This is a genomic window from Herbidospora solisilvae (genome assembly GCF_009901565.1).
Taxonomy (GTDB): domain Bacteria; phylum Actinomycetota; class Actinomycetes; order Streptosporangiales; family Streptosporangiaceae; genus Herbidospora; species Herbidospora solisilvae.
Genome location: NZ_WXEW01000023.1, coordinates 1 through 3,174, shown reverse-complemented (window position 1 = coordinate 3,174; position 3,174 = coordinate 1). Strand labels below are relative to the sequence as shown.

General features: G+C 56.7%; 1 rRNA gene. It reads left to right on the top strand.

Annotated features, from left to right (window positions below):
• Positions 1–45 precede the first annotated feature (45 nt).
• Positions 46–3,146: ribosomal RNA gene (locus GT755_RS38300) — 23S ribosomal RNA — on the top strand.
• Positions 3,147–3,174 lie beyond the last annotated feature (28 nt).

Below are 3,174 nucleotides of genomic sequence, written 5' to 3'. Positions count from 1 at the left end.
GCTGTTTGTTGTTTGTGAATTGCATAGTGGACGCGAGCATCTTGTGGCCAAGTTTTTTAGGGCACACGGTGGATGCCTTGGCATCAGGAGCCGATGAAGGACGTGGGAGGCTGCGTTAAGCCTCGGGGAGTCGCCAACCAGACGTTGATCCGGGGATGTCCGAATGGGGAAACCTAGCACCAGTCATGTGGTGTTGCCTCCGCCTGAATGTATAGGGCGGTTGGTGGTAACGCGGGGAAGTGAAACATCTCAGTACCCGTAGGAAGAGAAAACAAGAGTGATTCCGTGAGTAGTGGTGAGCGAAAGCGGATGAGGCCAAACCGTATGCGTGTGATAGCCGGCGGGCGTTGCGTATGCGGGGTTGTGGGACCCTCTGGGGAGATCTGCCGGTCTCCCGGACAGTAAGAAATCAGCGTGGTAGTCGAAGCTTTTGGGAAATTGCGCCGTAGACCGTGAGAGCCGGGTAGGCGAAACTTCGCTGACTGTTTGAGGGGATCCCAAGTAGCACGGGGCCCGAGAAATCCTGTGTGAATCTGCCAGGACCACCTGGTAAGCCTAAATACTCCCTGATGACCGATAGTGAACTAGTACCGTGAGGGAAAGGTGAAAAGCGCCCCGGTGAGGGGTCGTGAAATAGTACCTGAAACCGTGTGCCTACAAGCCGTAGGAGCGTAGACGTTTTCGGACGTCTGTGATGTGACTGCGTGCCTTTTGAAGAATGAGCCTGCGAGTTATGGTGTGTGGCGAGGTTAACCCGTGTGGGGGAGCCGTAGCGAAAGCGAGTCTGAATAGGGCGTTGAGTCGCATGCTGTAGACCCGAAGCGGGGTGATCTACGCATGGGCAGGTTGAAGCGCGGGTAAGACCGCGTGGAGGACCGAACCCACCAGGGTTGAAAACCTGGGGGATGATCTGTGTGTAGGGGTGAAAGGCCAATCAAACTCCGTGATAGCTGGTTCTCCCCGAAATGCATTTAGGTGCAGCGTCGCGTGTTTCTTGCCGGAGGTAGAGCACTGGATGGCCGATGGGCCCGACAAGGTTACTGACGTCAGCCAAACTCCGAATGCCGGTAAGTGAGAGCGTGGCAGTGAGACTGCGGGCGATAAGGTTCGTAGTCGAGAGGGAAACAGCCCAGATCACCGACTAAGGCCCCTAAGCGTGTGCTAAGTGGGAAAGGATGTGGAGTCGCAGAGACAACCAGGAGGTTGGCTTAGAAGCAGCCACCCTTGAAAGAGTGCGTAATAGCTCACTGGTCAAGTGATTCCGCGCCGACAATGTAGCGGGGCTCAAGTACACCGCCGAAGTCGTGGCACTGACAGCGTGAGCTGTTGGTGGGTAGGGGAGCGTCGTGTCGCCGGCGAAGCAGCCGAGTGATCGAGTTGTGGAGGCGACGCGAGTGAGAATGCAGGCATGAGTAGCGAATCAGAAGTGAGAAACTTCTGCGCCGGATGACCAAGGGTTCCTGGGGCAGGCTAATCCGCCCAGGGTAAGTCGGGGCCTAAGGCGAGGCCGACAGGCGTAGTCGATGGATAACGGGTTGATATTCCCGTACCCGCTGTGATGCGCCCATATCGAGGCCAGTGATACTAACAGTCCTTACCCACCTGAAACCCTTCGGGGTTTTGGATTGGGGAACGCTGGACCTGATCTGGTAGTAGGTAAACGATGGGGTGACGCAGGAAGGTAGCCCAGCCCGGGCGATGGTAGTCCCGGGGTAAGCATGTAGGGAGCGAGATAGGCAAATCCGTCTCGTATGTATCCTGAGGTGTGATGCCGAGCCGATTGTGGCGAAGTGGGTGATCCTATGCTGCCGAGAAAAGCCTCTAGTGAGTGTCATGGCGGCCCGTACCCTAAACCGACTCAGGTGGTCAGGTAGAGAATACTAAGGCGTTCGGGTGAACTGTGGTTAAGGAACTCGGCAAATTGCCCCCGTAACTTCGGGAGAAGGGGGGCCTCTGCTGGTGATCGGACTTGCTCCGTGAGCTGGTGGGGGTCGCAGTGGCCAGGGGGAAGCGACTGTTTACTAAAAACACAGGTCCGTGCTAAGTCGTAAGACGATGTATACGGACTGACGCCTGCCCGGTGCCGGAACGTTAAGGGGACCGCTTAGCCCAGCAATGGGCGAAGGTGAGAACTTAAGCGCCGGTAAACGGCGGTGGTAACTATAACCATCCTAAGGTAGCGAAATTCCTTGTCGGGTAAGTTCCGACCTGCACGAATGGCGTAACGACTTCCCCGCTGTCTCAACCACAGACCCGGTGAAATTGCACTACGAGTAAAGATGCTCGTTTCGCGCAGCAGGACGGAAAGACCCCGGGACCTTCACTACAGCTTGACATTGGTGTTTGGAACGGTTTGTGTAGGATAGGTGGGAGACTGGGAAGCTTGGACGCTAGTTCAGGTGGAGTCATTGGTGAAATACCACTCTGATCGTTTTGGATGTCTAACCCGCGCCCGTGGATCCGGGTGGGGGACAGTGTCTGGTGGGTAGTTTAACTGGGGCGGTTGCCTCCTAAAGAGTAACGGAGGCGCCCAAAGGTTCCCTCAGCCTGGTTGGCAATCAGGTGTCGAGTGTAAGTGCACAAGGGAGCTTGACTGTGAGACCGACGGGTCGAGCAGGAGCGAAAGCTGGGACTAGTGATCCGGCACCGACGTGTGGAAGTGGTGTCGCTCAACGGCTAAAAGGTACCCCGGGGATAACAGGCTGATCTTCCCCAAGAGTCCATATCGACGGGATGGTTTGGCACCTCGATGTCGGCTCGTCGCATCCTGGGGCTGGAGTAGGTCCCAAGGGTTGGGCTGTTCGCCCATTAAAGCGGTACGCGAGCTGGGTTTAGAACGTCGCGAGACAGTTCGGTCCCTATCCGCTGCGCGCGCAGGAGACTTGAGAGAGGCTGTCCCTAGTACGAGAGGACCGGGACGGACGAACCTCTGGTGTGCCAGTTGTTCTGCCAAGGGCACGGCTGGTTGGCTACGTTCGGAAGGGATAACCGCTGAAAGCATCTAAGCGGGAAGCTCGTCTTGAGATGAGGTCTCCCACCCAGTGATGGGGTAAGGCCCCCGGTAGACGACCGGGTTGATAGGCCGGGAGTGGAAGCACAGTAATGTGTGGAGCTGACCGGTACTAATAGGCCGAGGACTTGACCATAAATGTTCGCGTCGACTATGCAACTCTC